Source organism: Pseudochrobactrum sp. AO18b (genome assembly GCF_000409565.1).
Classification (GTDB): Bacteria; Pseudomonadota; Alphaproteobacteria; order Rhizobiales; family Rhizobiaceae; genus Pseudochrobactrum; species Pseudochrobactrum saccharolyticum.
This window is the reverse complement of record NZ_ANNO01000252.1, coordinates 17,388-31,234: the sequence shown is the minus strand read 5'-3', so window position 1 is coordinate 31,234 and position 13,847 is coordinate 17,388. Positions and strand designations below refer to the sequence as shown.

General features: G+C 49.4%; 15 protein-coding genes. 6 read left to right on the top strand and 9 right to left on the bottom strand.

Annotation, left to right across the window (positions count from 1 at the left end):
- Positions 1 to 326: 326 nt before the first annotated feature.
- The 4 genes from A918_RS0110435 to A918_RS0110415 all read right to left on the bottom strand — a co-directional run bounded on the left by A918_RS0110435 (position 327) and on the right by A918_RS0110415 (position 3,440).
- The gene (locus tag A918_RS0110435; protein ID WP_022711010.1) at positions 327 to 1,028 is read right to left on the bottom strand and encodes a lytic transglycosylase domain-containing protein; all 702 of its coding nucleotides are present in this window, start codon (positions 1,026 to 1,028) and stop codon (positions 327 to 329) included.
- 243 nt (positions 1,029 to 1,271) lie between these two features.
- Complete coding sequence (locus tag A918_RS0110430) at positions 1,272 to 2,102, bottom strand: N-acetylmuramoyl-L-alanine amidase (protein ID WP_022711009.1); 831 nt, start codon at positions 2,100 to 2,102, stop codon at positions 1,272 to 1,274.
- On the bottom strand, positions 2,092 to 2,829 hold the full coding sequence (locus A918_RS0110425) for a DnaJ family molecular chaperone (protein ID WP_022711008.1): 738 nt from the start codon (positions 2,827 to 2,829) through the stop codon (positions 2,092 to 2,094). Before A918_RS0110425 ends, A918_RS0110430 begins: the two co-directional genes overlap by 11 nt.
- Before the next feature lie 185 nt (positions 2,830 to 3,014).
- The gene (locus A918_RS0110415; protein ID WP_022711006.1) at positions 3,015 to 3,440 is read right to left on the bottom strand and encodes a hypothetical protein; all 426 of its coding nucleotides are present in this window, start codon (positions 3,438 to 3,440) and stop codon (positions 3,015 to 3,017) included.
- Positions 3,441 to 3,756: 316 nt separating this feature from the next.
- Between A918_RS0110415 and A918_RS0110410 the strand changes: the two genes are divergently transcribed.
- The 3 genes from A918_RS0110410 (at position 3,757) to A918_RS21800 (ending at position 6,408) form a co-directional block, all read left to right on the top strand.
- Positions 3,757 to 4,584, top strand: a complete 828-nt coding sequence (locus A918_RS0110410; protein WP_022711005.1) for a GH25 family lysozyme — start codon at positions 3,757 to 3,759, stop codon at positions 4,582 to 4,584.
- 158 nt (positions 4,585 to 4,742) lie between these two features.
- Positions 4,743 to 6,017: a lytic murein transglycosylase gene (locus tag A918_RS0110405; protein ID WP_022711004.1), complete on the top strand. Its 1,275-nt coding sequence runs from the start codon at positions 4,743 to 4,745 to the stop codon at positions 6,015 to 6,017.
- Positions 6,018 to 6,165: 148 nt separating this feature from the next.
- Entirely contained in the window at positions 6,166 to 6,408 is a 243-nt protein-coding gene (locus A918_RS21800; protein WP_139316405.1) for a hypothetical protein, read from the top strand.
- A gap of 278 nt (positions 6,409 to 6,686) precedes the next feature.
- Here A918_RS21800 and metF read toward each other — a convergent pair whose 3' ends face one another.
- Both metF and A918_RS20115 read right to left on the bottom strand, forming a co-directional pair.
- Complete coding sequence (gene metF, locus A918_RS0110390; protein ID WP_022711001.1) at positions 6,687 to 7,583, bottom strand: methylenetetrahydrofolate reductase [NAD(P)H]; 897 nt, start codon at positions 7,581 to 7,583, stop codon at positions 6,687 to 6,689.
- Positions 7,584 to 7,759: 176 nt separating this feature from the next.
- Positions 7,760 to 8,746 (bottom strand): metalloregulator ArsR/SmtB family transcription factor, encoded by a 987-nt coding sequence (locus A918_RS20115; protein WP_022711000.1) that lies wholly within the window; start codon positions 8,744 to 8,746, stop codon positions 7,760 to 7,762.
- 142 nt (positions 8,747 to 8,888) lie between these two features.
- Between A918_RS20115 and A918_RS0110380 the strand changes: the two genes are divergently transcribed.
- From A918_RS0110380 to A918_RS0110370, 3 genes are read left to right on the top strand one after another with little or no spacing between them, the layout of a single operon-like run.
- Complete coding sequence (locus A918_RS0110380; protein WP_022710999.1) at positions 8,889 to 9,206, top strand: DUF2293 domain-containing protein; 318 nt, start codon at positions 8,889 to 8,891, stop codon at positions 9,204 to 9,206.
- A gap of 54 nt (positions 9,207 to 9,260) precedes the next feature.
- Positions 9,261 to 9,782: a hypothetical protein gene (locus A918_RS0110375; RefSeq protein ID WP_022710998.1), complete on the top strand. Its 522-nt coding sequence runs from the start codon at positions 9,261 to 9,263 to the stop codon at positions 9,780 to 9,782.
- A gap of 31 nt (positions 9,783 to 9,813) precedes the next feature.
- Positions 9,814 to 10,401: a hypothetical protein gene (locus tag A918_RS0110370; protein WP_022710997.1), complete on the top strand. Its 588-nt coding sequence runs from the start codon at positions 9,814 to 9,816 to the stop codon at positions 10,399 to 10,401.
- Positions 10,402 to 10,440: 39 nt separating this feature from the next.
- On the opposite strand, the gene A918_RS0110365 is transcribed toward A918_RS0110370, so the two are convergent.
- The 3 genes from A918_RS0110365 to ettA form a co-directional block, all read right to left on the bottom strand.
- Positions 10,441 to 11,055 carry an MOSC domain-containing protein gene (locus A918_RS0110365; RefSeq protein ID WP_022710996.1) on the bottom strand — a complete coding sequence of 205 codons (615 nt, stop codon included), beginning with the start codon at positions 11,053 to 11,055 and terminating at the stop codon, positions 10,441 to 10,443.
- Positions 11,056 to 11,061: 6 nt separating this feature from the next.
- Positions 11,062 to 11,835 carry a trans-aconitate 2-methyltransferase gene (gene tam / locus A918_RS0110360; RefSeq protein WP_022710995.1) on the bottom strand — a complete coding sequence of 258 codons (774 nt, stop codon included), beginning with the start codon at positions 11,833 to 11,835 and terminating at the stop codon, positions 11,062 to 11,064.
- Between the two features lie 179 nt (positions 11,836 to 12,014).
- Positions 12,015 to 13,664, bottom strand: a complete 1,650-nt coding sequence (gene ettA / locus A918_RS0110355; protein WP_022710994.1) for an energy-dependent translational throttle protein EttA — start codon at positions 13,662 to 13,664, stop codon at positions 12,015 to 12,017.
- Positions 13,665 to 13,847 lie beyond the last annotated feature (183 nt).

The window sequence follows — 13,847 nt, the reverse complement described above, 5'->3', positions numbered from 1 at the left end:
CCCTGAGGTCACCCTCGCCGGGCGTTACCCGGCATCGTGTTTCCATGGAGCCCGGACTTTCCTCACTTGCCACCTTTCGGTATTGAACAAGCGCGGCTGCCCGACCGGCTGACATGCGTCTATAGGCTTGATCTGTCATAAAACGCAATAAAAAAGCTGGGCTCCGGCGACGGAAACCCAGCTTTTGTATAAAATCTCAGCCCTGCTGTGTAAGGGCTGTTTAGATTTAGGTTATGGCGTACAAAATATCCCGCCAGAGCCTGAATATAAACAGGCATAGGGCATTTGCAGTTAACTGACCTCAGTTAACGGTCGCAATTGTGCTCTTAGAATGAACGCATGAAGTCTTTAACTTTGCTGCAATATTTTGCAGATGTCGGGTTCATACGCTTGGCGCCGTGACCGGCATTATATTTCAGAATTGTGCCGCAGGTTGAACCACCACCGAGCTTCTGTGCCTGTGCAAGATATTTCATGCCATATTGCACATTGGTTGCCGGATCATAGAGACCTTTTGCCGAACCGGTATAACCCAGACCGCGTGCAGTACCGAGCTTGATCTGCATCAGACCGATTTCACCGGCGCTGCCGCGAACATGTGCCTGATAATTGCTTTCATTGCGCACAACCGCATGAGCCAGTGCCAGCGGCACGCCATAGGAAGATGCATAACGGGCAATGATGCCGGAATAAGGCTTGCCTGACTTATCTGTCTGCGCCTGCTTGGTTTCTGCTTTGCCGCTGATCTGATTATTCAGATCAATGCGGGTGCGAGCGGAACGACGCTCAATAACCGGCATTTTGGCAGTACCGGAAGCCTGTTTCTGATAGGCAGTACGGCTGGTATCAGCCTTGTTTTTAGTCGCTTCATTCTTCTTTGTTGCAGTCTTTTCTGAAGCTTCTTTTTTTGCTTTCAGGATGTCTACAAGATTTGTTTTTTCAAGTACCGGTGCACTCATGGCTGGTGTCAGACCGAACGAAACCACCGCCCCGCTGAGAGCGCATAAAAATCCAATTTTTTTAATCATAAACCTTAACCGTTGGAACTGTTGCATAATCCGTCGAAAGGTTTTGCAAAACATGCAAAACCAGCTTTCAACGCCCTTCCTTTTGGGAAACAGTCCGCCCCATCACCAGACTTGCTCAAGGAAATTGAGGTTGTATCTGACGGGGAAATGCAGCCGAAGATTGTCGGGGCAAGTCACAGATTGCAAAAACCTGTAACATTAGCGGATTATTTCTTGCTGCCAACAATAAGGTCTTTTTAAAAATCAGCTGGTTACGGTTTCACGCAAATTCGTCGAAATAAGCCTGTGCAGTGTCTCAATTGTCGAGATATCCGCCACACCATCAATCTGAATCGGGCGAAAATGGCGCTGAAATGCACTCAGCACTACTTTGGTCCGCTCGTTAAACTCGCCATTGATGGTGATATCATAGCCATACATTGCCAGCATGGACTGCAAAGCCTCAACCGGCTGCCCCTGATCGCCCATGGCAAAAAACCGTCCGCCGCGGATCGGTGCCGGTTCAACCCAATGACCGATGCCTGCTTTAAACAGGGTCTCCCACGGAAAATTCTCGCCCGGATCAATCTTGCGTTCCGGCGCAATATCCGAATGGGCAAGCACATTCTCCGGCGCAATATTATAGCGTTCGCAAATCGAGCGGCAGAGAGAGATCACTGATGAAATCTGCGCATCAGGAAAAGGCGGAAAATTCTCCAGCACACCCGGATTGACGATCTCGATACCGATAGAAGCAGAATTGATATCCCGCTCCCCTTTCCAGCAGCTCTGGCCTGCATGCCATGCGCGTTCGCTTTCCGCGACCATCTGCACAACCTGACCATCTTCATGCACGAGATAATGTGCCGAGACTTCACGTTCAGGACATTTGAGAATATCCAGAGCCTCCTGCGCAGTCGCAAGCCCCGTATAATGCAGGATCAGAAAACGCGGTTCTTTACCGTCTTTACGCGGGCCGAAATTGGCAGATGCATCAATAACAGCGCCCTCATAGTCAGCTTTGCTCAGCAAGGCGCGCGGGGCGGCCTGATTATTCTGTGCCAAACCGGCTTCCGGTGTTGAATTATCCTGCATAGTCATGCTGACCCAATTGTTTCTCAAGTGTCGCCCAGGCCGCATTGATTGCAGCCAGACGGTGATTGGCTATTTTCTGAAATTCATAGGGCATACCGCGGGCAATCACCAGATCCGGATGGTTCTGACGCACAAGTTTGCGGTAATGCTGCTTGGCCTCGGTAAATCCTACGCCGCGCGTCAAACCCAGAACAGCATAGGGATCGGAAGGGCCGAGATTGACGTGCCTTCCGGCGATCAGCAAAAACTCGTCTTCTTCAATACCGAAAATTTCCGCCACACGCCGCAGGAACTGCATTTCCTTATCATGCACATAGCCATCGGCTTTGGCGATATAGAACAAACCATCGAGAACATCGGAAAGCGCACCGCAAGGCTCTTCCGCCCCGTTCTGCTGGGAGGAACGGCACAGCGAAGCAATCTGACGGGCATAGCTCTCAAAACCGGCCACATCCTGCTTGGCAAGATTATACAGTCTTGAGACGTGATCCGCCTCTTTTTCCGGTACTTCAAAAATATCCTGAAAAGCCCGCACTTCATGCTGCGAGACAATGCCGTCAGCTTTTGCCATTTTGGCAGACAGCGCGATCATGGCAATGGAAAAAGCAACACGGCGGCGCGTTTCCGCATCGCCCTCAAAATAGGTACGGACAGCTTCAATCACTCCGGAAAACGCACTGTAAGCCGTCTGCGTTAAAAAATCAGCGATACTGGACCAAATCGACATAAGCTTATGTAATTCAAAACAACTCTGATGAAAACCATCAAGCGCAAAGAGTTGAATGAAATTCAGCTGACATTGCTGACAGCCAGCGCCGGAACGCTAAGGACATTGGACAGAAAGAGATGGATACAGCATAAAGAGAAAGCATTTCCGGCAATGCAAACGAAAGCCGGAATGCTCTTATAATTTTACATGGAGTTTGCAGATGACTGTTCCGCACGCATCTGACTTTCCATACGCACACGTACGAAGTCTTCTGCAGTTTTCTTAGCTGCCGCCGCCTGATCTGCAGTCTGACCGACACTCAGAGCGGTTTTCTCTGCATCTTCACCTGCTTTTTGCACCGCAACTCTCACATCTTCTTCTGTGAGTGGTTTCTTCAGCTCAGGCAAAAGCACAGCAGGGCCTGCAACACTGTTCTGTGCAGCCTTGGCGTCAATTTCAGCCAGTTCCTGATCGGCCTTTGACTGCAATTCCTGCTCCGAATGAGCAATAACGGCTGCGACACTGTCAGGTTGTTTTTGTGCAGTCTTGTCATGCGTCAAAAATCCGCCGGAAAAGACCAAACCGGTCAGCACACCGACAGCAAGGATAAAAGCCAGCAGACGATACATTTGACCTCCTCAACCGCCTTCAGCAAGGCGGCTTACAATCTCTCGTTAATGCCGGAAATATTTAATTGTTCCGCTTTTTATTCCGGCAATTCTGACAGTATCCCCGTCAAACCTGTATAAGTTATGACCCAACTAATCAAAAAATATTTATAAATCAAACAGTTTGGCACAAGACATTGACCGGCTGAGACAAAATGCGTCCGCCTGCATCCCGCTGGTGGCACGAATTATCCTTATTCCTCTAAAGGAAAAATTTAACCTTTTGCAGTAAGAAAGCATTCATGATTTCCCTGTGATTGTTGTGAGATGATACCCGATGAAGCCAGCAGCACTTGCCGTTCTCAGCCTTGTGCTGAGTGCATGTACATCTGTGGATTATGATTTTTCAGATGTGAAACCGTCGGCAGGTTCTGTCTCCGGCACAGGGATTGCTCTTCCTTCTTCCAGTGCCAAGGCGCCGCGCTTCTATGATCGCAAGCCTCATGACTATACCGGTAAAACCCCGTGGCATTATCCGGTTCATGGTACGGATGTCTCCAAATATCAGGACAAAGTTGACTGGCAGCAGGTGCGCAACAGCGGCATTTCTTTTGTCTTTATTAAAGCGACAGAAGGCGGCGACCGCGTTGATGACCGCTTTGCGGAACATTGGGCAGGTTCACGCGCAGCCGGAATTCCGCGCAGTGCCTATCATTTCTATTATTTCTGCCGCAGTGCAGCCGATCAGGCACGCTGGTATATCCGCAATGTACCGAAAGACCCGAACGCCTTGCCGCCGGTTCTGGATATGGAATGGAACCCGCTGTCACCATCCTGTAAACTTCGTCCTGATCCAGCTGTTGTGCGCAAGGAAATGCGCACATTCCTGACCATGATCGAGCGTCATTACGGCAAGAAGCCGGTCATCTATACAACGGTTGATTTCTTCGATGACAATGACCTGCGCAGTTTCAGCGATTATCCGTTCTGGCTGCGCTCCACAGCCGGTCATCCGGATGAAAAATACGGCCCTCACCCGTGGGTCTTCTGGCAATATACCGGCACAGGTACAATTCCCGGCATCAAGGGTGACGCTGATATTAACGTATTCGCGGGCAATCATGCCCAGTGGAGAAAGTGGCTGGAAAGCAACAAAGTCAGATAAAATCGCCTTTACTGCGTGAATCTGACTTTACCATCTTCTTTTTCACAAAATGTTTATGCAGGACATAATTCAGAAAACTTGAACGCTCTGGTCAAAACCGGCCCGATCAACCAAAACAGCAAGACCTTACCGAGGCCTGCTGCAGAAAGAACTGAGTTATGTCACGCCCTGCCTCCCTGTCTGCCTTCAGATCAGTTTTTAAACCACTTCTGACTGCCGCTACTCTTCTCTCTACTGCAAGCTTTGCTTTTGCTACAGCAACGCAGCCTGCGGCTCCCTCGGCAGCATCATCCGCACCGGCCGCTGTCGCAATTGAAAAACCGGCCTGCGGCGGTGATTATAATGTCTGGCTTGAAGGCGTGGTGACTGAAGCCAAAGCCGCAGGCATCTCAGACAAGGCACTTGCCGAGCTGCATAAAGCCCAGCTTGATGAACGCACATTGAAGCGTGACCGCACGCAGACCGTTTTCAACCTGACCTTTGCCGAATTCTCCAAACGTCTGATTTCCGAACAGCGCCTGAAAAAAGGCCGCGAAAATCTCGTGAAATATGCAGATGTCTTCAAAAAGGCCGAAGATACCTATGGCGTTCCGGGGCCGGTGATTGCTGCATTCTGGGGACTGGAAACAGACTTTGGCGCTATTCAGGGCGATTTTGACACGCTGAACTCGCTCGTTACGCTGGCTCATGATTGCCGTCGTCCGGAGCTTTTCCGTCCGCAGCTGATCGCATTGCTGAAACTGATGGATAAAGGCGTCGTTGATGCCGGCACACAAGGCGCATGGGCAGGCGAAATCGGCCAGATGCAATTGCTGCCGAAAGATTATCTGGAACGCGGTGTCGATGGCGACAATGACGGTAAAGTGGATTTGCGCAACAGCGTAGCTGATGCGGTGATGACCGCAGCCCGTATGTTGTCTGAACTCGGCTGGCAGCGCGGCGAGCCTTGGCTGGAAACCGTGCAGCTGACACAGGATCTGCCATGGGAGAATTCCATCCGCACTTATCGCCTGCCCCATTCGAAATGGAGCGGCTGGGGTGTAAAGTCCGTCAATGGCAATGCACTCGGCGCTGATGACGGTGACGCCTCCCTGCTCATCCCTATGGGACGCAAAGGACCGGCATTCCTCTCCTACCGCAATTTTGATATTTTCGTCGAATGGAACAAATCCATCGTCTATGCCACGACCGCCGCTTATTTCGCAGCGCGTCTGGCTGGCGGCGAGCCATTCCTGCTCGGCACACCGGAAGCCGGTCTTTCAACAGAAGAGCTGAAAGAACTGCAGAACAAGCTCGTTGTACGCGGCTATGACATGGGTCGAATCGATGGTGTTTTCGGCACCATGACCAGAGATGCTGTGCGTACTGAACAGCTGCGTTTGGGCATGCCTGCCGATTCATGGCCGACACGTGAATTGCTCGAAAAGCTATAAATTTAGTGGGATTTTAATGCCGTCTGTAAAAAAATTTACGGCGGCATCAAAACTTTTGACACCTGCCTAACATATTGTATTTTTTACAAGTTTAAAGTTCTGCATTGATTGCGAAAGCTTCCTTCGCCGCTCCGTCCAGTGCCCTCCCATGAAATTAGACTTTTCTTTGGCCGTTTATGTCGATAAAATGACACAAACGGGAAATGTGCTGACACAGTTAAAAAACAGTCAATTTGATCGTGAGACCATGCCTCTTGCATGGGTGGTTAAAGAGACTGGAAGCGGCATTTCCGGTTTAGAGTTAAGAGAAGCGGCTCCGGCATATTCCCTCAGATCGGGTTCTGTCAGGAGTGACTTTCCGGCCTTTGAATGTTGTTCATACGGCATTTGAAAACTGAACTTACAACCTGCTCAGGAGGCAATCCATATGGGTTTAACGCGTTCAATCAATGCCTTGGTATTTTGCGCAGCTTTTGTTTTTGTCGCAGCAATGATTGTCGGTGTATTTCCCTGACCTCGCATATTCACCATCTGAATTTCAGATGCTGACCTGATATCTGCATTTCGGTTTCATAATCAGAAAATATACAGATTACGGTCTTAATCAGAGACATTTTGCAGGCCGGAAACATTTTTCCGCAGGGCTTTTTCGTTTCATCCCATATATTTTCAGGCCGCTACCGGCGCCCTCACCCCAAGCAAATGGCAAATCGCAAAAGCCAAATCCGAGCGGTTCATCGTGTAGAAATGAAAATCATTCACCCCGCGCTCAATCAGATCATTGACCTGTTCGGCTGCAAGCGCCGCTGACACCAACATATGCGTCTGCGGATCATTCTCCAGCCCGTCAAAACGATCTGCCAGCCATGCCGGTATGCGCGTTCCTGCACGTTTGGAGAAATTCGCCACCTGCTTGAAATTATGGATCGGCAAAACACCCGGAATAATCGGAATATAAATGCCTGCGCGGCGCACACGCTCCACATAACGCTCATAAAGATCATTATCGAAGAAGAACTGCGTAATCGCGCGGGTTGCACCATTATCGACTTTGCGTCGCAGCATCTCAATATCGGTTGCAAAATCCGGACTTTCCGGATGCTTCTCCGGATAGGCAGAGACACTGATATCAAAATTAGCAATGGATTTAAGACCGGCCACGAGATCGGCACCATTCTGATAGCCACCCGGTGTCGGCTGATAGGCTTCACCGATGCCGCTTGCAGGATCACCACGCAGTGCCACAAAGCGCGTCACGCCCAAAGAGGCAAAGGAGCGGACAATCGAATTGACCTCTTCCTTGGTTGCATCCACGCAGGTCAGATGCGCGGCAGGTGTAATGGATGTTTCTTTGATGATACGGGCAATGGTTTTATTGGTGCGCTCACGGGTCGAACCGCCCGCACCATAGGTCACCGAAACAAAAGCCGGATTAAGCGGTGCCAGACGCGTCACTGTCTCCCAGAGACGATCTTCCATCTCTTCAGTTTTCGGCGGGAAAAACTCGAAGGATACACGGATCGGATGCGCACTCTCGGAACGGCGCTGCTGGCCAAAACTAGACATCGGAAATCTCCGTTATTCTTGCCGTCATAGTTTGCACCATGGGGCAAATATTCATGGTCACGTCACCATGAAGAAAATCAAAACTGCGCCTGCCCGCACCTGAATGGCGCAAAGCTAAACATTGGAATGCTACTCAATATTGCCGATGCCCCTCAAAGTGCGCCTCAAAGTGCATCTCAGGCAGCATCGGCGATCAGCATTCGCGGATCACGCGCGAGCCACAGTTTAATCACCAGTCCGGAAGCCTGCCCGCCCTGCGGCTCAAGCGCTTCAATCTTCTCCGGCTCAAGCCCTGCGGCTCTCATCCAGCCGGTCATTTGCTCATCGCTGAAACCAAGCCGCAAATGGGCATGTTCGTCACGCAGGAATTCCAGATCATGCGGGGCAAAATCCACCACCAGCAAACGCCCCTGCGGGCGCAGCGCACGCGCAGCCTCACGAATGGCCGATTGCGGCTCGTCAAGAAAGTGCAGCACCTGATGGATAGTCACCAGATCATAACCGTCGCGGTCAACCGGCAGCGCATAAATATCGCCCTGACGCACCTGCGCATGGGCAACACCGGCCTGATCCAGATTGGTGCGCGCAACTGTGAGCATATCGCGATTGATATCAATGCCCACACCGCGCACATAAAGCGGGCTGAACATTTCCAGCAAACGGCCGGTACCGGTGCCGATATCCAGCATAGACTGGAAAGCCTGTTCGCCGACAATACCACGCAGCGCATCTTCAACCATTGTTTCGTCAATATGCAGCGAGCGGATCTGATCCCAGCTTTCTGCATTGGCGCTGAAATAGGCAGTTGCCCGCTCATGGCGCTCGGCTTTCACCTGTGCCAGACGTTCCTGATCGCGCAGCAGCAGCGGATCCTGATTATCCTGCCAACCGATCAGTGCACGGGAAAGCCCCTGATGGATCGGTGTTTCCGACAGGCGGAAATAGGCCCATGACCCTTCCTGATAGCGACTGATTAAACCGGCTTCACTCAGCAATTTGAGATGGCGGGATACACGCGGCTGAGACTGGTTGAGGATAGATGTCAGATCAGAAACCGTCAGATCACCTCCGGCAAGCAGCGTCAGAATACGCAACCGGCTTGGCTCTGCCGCAGCCTTCAGCACTTCCACCATTTCTTCAAGAGCCAAAGGCTTGCCAGTCATACCGCACTCCGCATTTAAAACACATAAAGATATGTTTATGTGATCTATGCGATTATTGCAACTAAAATCGACTGATAAAAGTTTTAAAATACCATATTTGATTTAAGCATAATCACGGCAAAGCACATCACAGGAAGCTTCCATGGCCGCATCCGCAAAACGCCGCAAAGAGATTGAACTGGCGCTCCGCTTATTGGCACCACATACGCCCTATTTTGACGCAGAGCAAATCCGCGAAGCAGCCGCCGCACCGCATATGCGCAGCCTCACTGCACAAAATGCCGTGCGCCTGACACTGCTTGCCTATATCCGCCACATCTACACCGACTACGACAAATTACGCGATGAAGGACTAGATAAAGACAGCGCCCTTTATTGGATTCAGGATCAGATTTCAGAAAAACTCAGAGAATGGCAAGCATTAAACTTATTGCCTGACAGTAATTACAGTGACCAGTAAAAAAAATATGTGGGAGATTAAAAATGTAATTTAAATCACTAAAAGGATTTTTAAATGCCTTATACATTCCAAATACAGTCATCATTAAATCAAAACTATATTATTCCTAACACAAGCGCCTTAAAAAACAGCTTTATTAATTACACAATACAGGGAATAGATAAAGCAAACAACAATAAAAGTGCAGAAACATACTGGGTTTCAAAGACAAATCCAAAGCTTCAAACAGCAGAATTAAGTCAACCAGTACTCATGTACAACCCAAACAAAAATCTTTTCTTTGGTGATAGCGAGCAAATAATTCCTATGAAATCCCCTAACCAAGGAAAAACTGGATCGGTTGCTGGCACCTTTAATTTTACAACCTCGGATATATCGCCAAGATTTATTTTCAAACTTGTAGGTTCACAATACGAAATTTTTATCGATGACTACCGCATAACAGATAAAACAACGCTTACAAAAAAACTTGTTATGGATAAAACCAATTCAAACCGAGTATTAATTACAGACGCAGAAATACTTCACGACGGACTTAATGTCGATGACAAATGGATAGTCACGATTGTTTCTTAATTCTTATTTTTTTAAATAAAAGGCTTTTTAAATGTCACAATATTTAAATATATTTCTGAACGACGATAGAGCAATCAGCAAATACCAGCTTGCTATCGATTATATTGGCGACGGCAACAATCTGCTTTTAATGGAATATCAAGCCGAAGCAGTATCCCCGTTTTATCCTGACGCCACAGATAAGGGACAGTATTTTGTGGTTGACAGTTTCCCGGATTGGAACACTGTCACCTTTAATGAAAGAGTAAATATTCCTGAATTCCCGCTTTATAATCCTTGGTCTGGCGGCTTCTTAAACACAACAGGCCAGCAGACAGGTGACGCAACAAATGCTAACGGAACCATTGTAGGAAGCTCGACGTTCTTATCCCCGAACAGTGTTGATAAATTCAATATTTTTGCTCTGAACGCTTTTGGAGCTTGCTATATTTATAAGATTGTAAAAACCCCAAATGCAGCAGGTAACGGAACGATTGATACCAAACATTACCTTGCATATGATGAGGTAAATCACACAATTTGTTACTACCCAACAGCTACCCCTGATGACTCAGGAGTACAGTACTTTTTGGAATGGAAATTTGAAAAAGTAGCTACGGCTGCAATTCCATCTGCCTAAAAAATCCATTCTCAACGATAATGTTATAAGCTACGCGCTTCAATCCGGCGCGTAGCACAACTGTTCCGGCATCCGTACGGTGATCTTATCTGAAACCTCAGCTGCACCTTCCCGTTCCACCCAACCAGTCTGACCACGCAGATATTTTGCTGCTTTTACAAAATTGAGCGCTACCATCGCCTCATTCTGAGCGCCAATATGCTGTGCGATTGATGTGCCGGCGACTTTGCACGGTGCATTCAGTCCGTTCAGCTTCAGTGTCAGACCACTGTCAAAAAACAGCACCGTACCGGCAGGCAGTAATGTGAAGTCTGCGATACCCTCCACCACAATATTGGCCCCGATCCATTCAGGCCTGATCACATCCAGCCCCATTGCCGTAGCAATCTTTTCCAGTTCTTCCACCGAGATCAGAGAGAGTTGACGGTCATTACGGATTAATGTACCCCGCTCATACCATGGCTCGCGGCCACCGGCTCTACGCGTCATTCCGTAATGATAATCACCGATAATACCACCATGGTCACAGTGCAATTTGTCAACTGATTGCGTGACAAAATCCTGCCCTGAAGCAATATAAAGTCCACGGACACGACCTGTAACTTTGCGCGATGCTATGCGTTTGCCATGAATGTTATTGAACAAATCTGTCATCACGGCTCAATCTTCACCGCGCACAACAACCATAAATACGCGCGGGAAGTGCAGCAGCACTTTACCATCCACTGTCAGTGGATAATGCTCTGCCAAGCGTTCCGTATATTCCTCCAGATAATCGCGCTGCTCTTCTTCACTGAGCGGATTAAGAAATGGACGCAGGCCGGTGCTTTTTACCCATTCAGTAATTGCTGCATGCCCCTCAAGCGGGTGATTATAAATCGTGTGCCAGATATCAATATGGGATGCGAGCGGTATCAGAGCATCATAATAAGCATTCACGCTCGGCATTGGCGGACGGGGCGCTTTATTGAGACGCTCAATCCAGCGACTGTCTTTTGCCACTTGCCGCATCATACGATGGGACGGTTCATTCCAGTTATCCGGCATTTGCACAGCCAGTGCGGCACCTGATTTCAGCCCCTTCAACAAGCGCTGCAAATGCTGGATATGCTCCGGTATCCACTGGAACACCGCATTTGAAAACAGCAGATCAACATCCGCATCCGGCTGCCATTGTGTGACATCGCTTAAATAAAACGGCACATCAGGCAACCGTTTCTGCGCCTTTTCAATCATATCCGGCGACGCATCAAAACCGGATAGTTGCGCCTGCGGCCAGCGATTTTTCAAGGCCTCAGTGGAGTTGCCGGGGCCACAACCAATATCAACAATGACGGCAGGATCTTTCAGCGGAATACGGGCGATGAGATCATTAACCGGTCTTGTGCGCTCATCCTCAAATTTCAGATATTGCTGTGCCGACCAGTCTTTCATCGTGATGCTCCTGTGCCTTACCTATAACAGACAATCTATAGCACCGGTGCATTTTGCCAAGCACTTTACAAACAAAAACGCCCTCCTTTCGGAGAGCGTTTCTATAACTTCAAATCTGTAGTCAAAAACTGCAGGCAGCGCCATTTGCAGCCCTGCATGCGGCTTTTGAACCAGAAACTTTAGCGTGTCAACGGCTTATAGGTCACCCGTTTAGGATTGACGCTTTCAGGTCCGAGACGACGTACCTTGTCAGCTTCGTAATCTTCGAAGTTACCTTCGAACCACTCCACATGGCTGTCGCCTTCAAAAGCCAGAATATGCGTGGCCAGACGGTCGAGGAACATACGATCGTGCGAGATGATAACGGCGCAGCCAGCGTATTTTTCCAGCGCATCTTCAAGCGCCGCCAGTGTTTCCGTGTCCAGATCGTTGGTCGGTTCGTCGAGGAGCAGCACGTTGCCGCCGGTCTGCAGCATCTTGGCAAGATGCACGCGGTTACGCTGACCACCGGAAAGATTACCGACTTTAGCCTGCTGATCGCCGCCCTTGAAGTTGAACGCACCGCAATAAGCGCGGGAGTTCATTTCAAATTTGCCGAGCTTGATGATGTCGTTACCACCGGAAATTTCTTCCCAGACATTCTTGTTCGGGTCGAGGTGGTCACGGCTCTGGTCAACATAACCGAGCTTAACAGTATCACCGATACGCACACTACCGGTATCCGGCTGTTCCTGACCGGTAATCATTTTGAACAGGGTCGACTTACCGGCACCGTTTGGCCCGATAACACCAACGATACCGCCCGGAGGCAGTTTGAATGTCAGATTGTCGATCAGCAAACGATCGCCGAAGGATTTGGACAGGTTTTCAACTTCAATAACCACCTGACCAAGACGCTCACCCGCAGGAATGAGAATCTGTGCATCGCCCGGACGCTGATTTTCAGCCGCTTCAACCAGCTTGTCATAGGCCTTAATACGCGCTTTGGACTTGGACTGACGCGCTTTAGGGCTTGCAGCAATCCACTGACGTTCACGCTCAAGAGCTTTCTGGCGGGAATCGTCTTCACGGCCTTCCTGAATCATGCGCTTGGCCTTGGCTTCCAGATAGGCAGAATAGTTGCCTTCGTAAGGAATGCCGCGACCGCGGTCGAGTTCGAGAATCCAGCCGGTCACATTGTCAAGGAAGTAGCGATCATGCGTGATGAGCAGCACAGCGCCCTTATATTCACGCAGGTGCTTTTCCAGCCATGCTGTGGTTTCAGCGTCCAAATGGTTGGTCGGTTCGTCGAGCAGCAGCAGATCTGGCTTGGAGAGCAGCAGCTTGCAAAGAGCAACGCGGCGACGCTCACCACCGGACAGGGTGGTTACATCAGCATCGGCAGGCGGGCAGCGCAGAGCTTCCATCGCCATTTCAACCTGACTTTCCAGATCCCAGAGATTCTGGCTGTCGATAATATCCTGAAGTGCCGCACCTTCGTCGGCGGTTTCATCAGAATAATTCATCATCAGCTCATTATAACGGTCAAGAATGGCCTGCTTGTCAGCCACACCTTCCATCACATTGCCAAAAACAGTCTTTTCAGGATCGAGATGCGGTTCCTGTGCCAGATAACCACAGGTCGCACCATCGGCGAGCCAGGCTTCACCGGTAAACTCTTTATCGAGACCAGCCATAATCTTGAGGATTGTCGATTTACCGGCGCCGTTCGGGCCGAGAATACCGATTTTCGCATCAGGATAAAATGACAGGTGCAGATTTTCGAGAATTTTCTTTGTGCCGTAGTTTTTATTCAAACCCGACATATGATAAATAAATTGACGTGCCATTGGGTGGCTGTTCTCCGAGAATTTGAGCCCGTAATGTGTGGGAATTCGCTTTGATGCGCTATTTAGGCTAAATATTGCGCAGGGGCAATGCCAGAACAGAGGCGAAGCAGGCGCGATAAGCATCTTCCCCTGTTTAACCTCTGAGGGTCTGAATAAAAAATCACCATTTGTAGCCAAGTGGGC